Origin of the sequence: Silvania sp., assembly GCF_051656365.1 — a bacterium.
Classification (GTDB): Bacteria; Pseudomonadota; Gammaproteobacteria; order Enterobacterales; family Enterobacteriaceae; genus Enterobacter; species Enterobacter hatchlandensis.
Genome location: NZ_JBOGBT010000058.1, coordinates 1 through 4,467 on the forward strand (window position 1 = coordinate 1; position 4,467 = coordinate 4,467).

The window sequence follows — 4,467 nt, forward strand, 5'->3', positions numbered from 1 at the left end:
CCATGTCCGACGCCCGTGAGCGGCCTGACTATGACGTGCCAGTCCACCTGCGCAATGCCCCGACCAAACTGATGAAAGAGATGGGGTACGGTCAGGAGTATCGCTACGCGCACGATGAACCCAATGCCTATGCTGCCGGAGAAGCCTATTTTCCGCAGGAAATGGCACAAACGCGTTATTATCATCCGACAAACAGGGGCCTTGAGGGCAAGATTGGCGAAAAGCTCGCCTGGTTGGCCGGACAGGATCAAAATAGCCCTATAAAACGCTACCGTTAGGCCTATCGTTGCGGTAATGTTGGTAACGTATCTGATGATCGCAGGCTGCGGTCATTTCCTCCTATTTTTTAATTCGATAAGCACAGGATAAGCATGCTCGATCCCAATCTGTTGCGTAACGAGCCAGACGCAGTCGCTGAAAAACTGGCACGCCGGGGCTTTAAGCTGGATGTAGATAAGCTGGGCGCTCTCGAAGAGCGTCGTAAAGTTTTGCAGGTACAAACCGAAAACTTGCAGGCAGAGCGTAACTCTCGATCGAAATCCATCGGCCAGGCGAAAGCGCGCGGGGAAGACATTGAGCCATTGCGTCTGGAAGTGAACAAACTCGGTGAAGAGCTGGATCAGGCGAAGGCTGAGCTGGAAGAGCTGCTCGCAGAAATTCGCAATATCGCGCTGGCTATCCCGAATACCCCAGACGACAGCGTCCCTGTCGGCAAAGACGAAAATGACAACGTTGAAGTGAAACGCTGGGGCACGCCTCGCGAATTCGATTTTGACGTGCGCGACCATGTCACCCTCGGTGAAATGCACGCGGGCCTCGATTTTGCCGCTGCCGTTAAGCTGACCGGTTCCCGCTTTGTGGTGATGAAAGGGCAGATCGCCCACCTGCACCGCGCGCTGGCCCAGTTCATGCTGGATCTGCACACGGAACAGCACGGCTACAGCGAAACCTACGTCCCGTATCTGGTGAACCACGATACGCTGTACGGCACAGGCCAGCTGCCGAAGTTTGCCGGCGATCTGTTCCATACCCGTCCGCTGGATGAAGAAGCCGACAGCAGCAATTATGCACTGATCCCAACCGCAGAAGTGCCGCTGACCAACCTCGTTCGCGACGAGATCATCGACGAAGACGATCTGCCGATCAAACTGACCGCGCACTCGCCGTGCTTCCGTTCTGAAGCGGGTTCCTACGGGCGTGATACCCGTGGTCTGATCCGTATGCACCAGTTCGACAAAGTCGAAATGGTACAGATCGTGCGTCCGGAAGAGTCCATGGCCGCGCTGGAAGAGATGACCGGTCATGCAGAAAAAGTGCTGGAGCTGTTGGGCCTGCCGTACCGCCGTATGGCGCTGTGTACCGGTGACATGGGCTTTGGTGCCTGCAAAACCTTCGACCTGGAAGTATGGGTTCCGGCGCAGGGCACCTACCGTGAAATCTCCTCCTGCTCTAACGTCGGAGATTTCCAGGCTCGCCGTATGCAGGCGCGCTGCCGTACTAAGTCTGATAAGAAAACCCGTCTGGTTCACACCCTGAACGGCTCGGGTCTGGCTGTAGGACGTACCTTGGTTGCCGTGCTGGAAAACTACCAGCAGGCTGACGGTCGCATTGAAATTCCTGAAGTGCTGCGCCCGTACATGAAAGGCCAACAGTTCATCGGCTAATCTATCTGCCTTAACAAAAAAGCGCCTGCGGGCGCTTATTTTATGCCCCGCTTTTGACATCAGGCAATACCTCTTACCTCCAAAGTAGTAATACTTCCCCACAGATGGTTAGCATAAACATCGGCTAACACATTCATCCTTTATATAAATAACTATATAGCGGTTATTGCCGCAAATTTTATCATTGTGAGCAATCAAAGTGAGAGTCTATGAAAATGAAAACGCCGGATGCGTTGCTTGCTGCTGAGGTGAGTCGTCGTGGGTTGATGAAAACCACTGCGATTGGCGGCCTGGCGGTTGCCAGTAGCGCATTAACATTGCCTTTTTCACGCCTGGTCTCGGCTGCAGAAGCCCCGGCTGCGGTAAAGCCTGATGAGAAAGTGGTCTGGAGCGCCTGCACAGTAAACTGCGGCAGTCGCTGCCCGCTACGCATGCACGTTGTCGACGGTGAAATCAAATATGTCGAGACGGACAACACGGGTGATGATAACTACGATGGATTACACCAGGTTCGGGCCTGTTTGCGTGGACGCTCAATGCGTCGTCGCGTCTACAACCCTGACCGCCTGAAATACCCGATGAAGCGCGTCGGCAAACGTGGCGAAGGCAAGTTCGAGCGTATCAGCTGGGAAGAGGCCTTTGATACCATCGCCAGCAATATGCAGCGTTTGATTAAAGATTACGGCAATGAGTCAGTCTATCTGAACTACGGTACCGGGACCCTGGGCGGGACCATGACCCGCTCATGGCCACCCGGTAAAACACTGATTGCCCGTCTGATGAACTGCTGCGGCGGTTACCTCAATCATTACGGCGACTACTCCACCGCGCAAATTGCTGCAGGCCTGAGCTATACCTACGGCGGCTGGGCGGATGGTAACAGCCCGTCGGATATAGAAAACAGCCAGCTAGTCGTCCTGTTCGGTAATAACCCCGGTGAAACGCGCATGAGTGGCGGTGGGGTAACGTACTACATTGAACAGGCACGGCAGAAATCCAACGCCCGGATGATCGTGATTGACCCACGCTATACCGACACCGGAGCAGGGCGTGAAGATGAGTGGATCCCGATCCGTCCCGGTACTGATGCAGCGCTGATCTCCGCGCTGGCATGGGTGATGATCCGCGAGAATCTCGTCGATCAGCCGTTCCTCGATAAATACTGCGTCGGCTTCGACGAAAAAACGCTGCCGGAAGGTGCGCCCGCGAACGGCCACTATAAAGCCTATATTCTCGGTCAGGGTAATGACGGTATCGCCAAAACCCCCGCATGGGCGGCGGCGATCACCGGTATTCCCGAAGCGCGGATTGTGCAGCTGGCGCGGGAAATTGCCGGAGCCAAACCGGCCTTTATTTCACAAGGATGGGGCCCGCAGCGTCATGCCAACGGTGAACTGGTGTCCCGCGCAATCTCCATGCTGGCGATTTTGACCGGTAATGTGGGGATCAACGGCGGTAACAGCGGCGCGCGCGAAGGCTCGTATTCTCTGCCGTTTGTCCGCATGCCCACGCTGGAAAACCCGGTTCAGACCAGCATCTCCATGTTTATGTGGACCGATGCTATTGAGCGTGGTCCGGAGATGACCGCCACCCGCGACGGCGTGCGCGGTAAAGACAAGCTCGACGTGCCGATCAAGATGATCTGGAACTACGCCGGTAACTGTCTCATCAATCAGCACTCTCAGATCAACCGCACCCATGACATCCTGCAGGATGACAAAAAATGCGAGCTGATTGTGGTGGTGGATTGCCATATGACCTCGTCGGCGAAGTATGCCGATATCCTGCTGCCGGACTGCACCGCCTCTGAACAGATGGACTTTGCGCTGGATGCCTCCTGCGGCAACATGGCATACGTCATTTTTGCCGACCAGGCGATCAAACCCCGTTTCGAATGCAAAACCATCTATGAGATGACCACTGAGCTGGCAAAACGGATGGGCGTTGAGCAGCAGTTCACCGAAGGCCGCACCCAGGAAGGGTGGATGCGCCATCTGTATGAGCAGTCACGTACCGCAATTCCTGAGCTGCTGTCGTTTGATGAGTTTCGTCAGCATGGCATGTTCAAGCAACGCGATCCTGAAGGGCATCACGTGGCCTATAAAGCGTTCCGCGCCGATCCTGTCGCTAACCCGCTGACCACGCCATCCGGCAAAATCGAGATCTACTCCGCGCAGCTGGCGCAAATTGCTGCTAGCTGGGAGCTGGACAAGGACGATGTGATCGATCCGCTCCCGATTTATAGCCCTGGCTTTGAAAACTACGACGATCCGCAGAGCAACGATTATCCGCTGCAGATGACCGGTTTCCACTATAAAGCGCGTACCCACTCAACCTACGGCAACGTGGACGTACTGCAGGCGGCCTGCCGTCAGGAGATCTGGATCAATCCGCTGGATGCGCAAAAGCGCGGGATTAAAAACGGCGAACGGGTGCGGATCTTTAATGGCCGCGGCGAAGTGCATATTGAAGCCAAAGTGACGCCGCGTATTCTGCCGGGCGTTGTCGCGTTAGGCGAAGGGGCCTGGTACAACCCGGACGCCAGCCGTGTCGATCAGGCTGGCTGCATTAACGTGCTGACCACCCAACGCCCGTCGCCGCTGGCGAAAGGCAACCCGTCCCACAGTAACCTGGTTCAGGTTGAAAAGGCGTAAGGAGTAGCCCATGACCACTCAGTATGGATTTTTTATTGATTCCAGCCGCTGCACCGGGTGTAAAACCTGCGAGCTGGCGTGCAAGGATTACAAGGACCTGACTCCGGACGTCAGCTTCCGCCGCATCTACGAGTACGCGGGCGGCGACT

The 4,467-nt window shown here is 55.7% G+C and carries 3 protein-coding genes and 1 pseudogene; all 4 read left to right on the forward strand.

Features of this window, described 5'->3' with window-relative positions; translation table 11 throughout:
- Positions 1-278, forward strand: a pseudogene (locus tag ACRDD5_RS11485) (recombination factor protein RarA); the annotation flags it as partial.
- A 93-nt stretch (positions 279-371) separates the two neighbouring features.
- A complete protein-coding gene (gene serS / locus ACRDD5_RS11490; protein WP_271282071.1) occupies positions 372-1,664 on the forward strand; it encodes a serine--tRNA ligase in 1,293 nt (430 codons plus the stop codon).
- Positions 1,665-1,873: 209 nt separating this feature from the next.
- Positions 1,874-4,318 carry a dimethylsulfoxide reductase subunit A gene (gene dmsA / locus ACRDD5_RS11495; protein ID WP_438676820.1) on the forward strand — a complete coding sequence of 815 codons (2,445 nt, stop codon included), beginning with the start codon at positions 1,874-1,876 and terminating at the stop codon, positions 4,316-4,318.
- 10 nt (positions 4,319-4,328) lie between these two features.
- The coding region (locus tag ACRDD5_RS11500) for a 4Fe-4S binding protein (protein WP_023223136.1) at positions 4,329-4,467 on the forward strand (139 nt) is incomplete at its 3' end.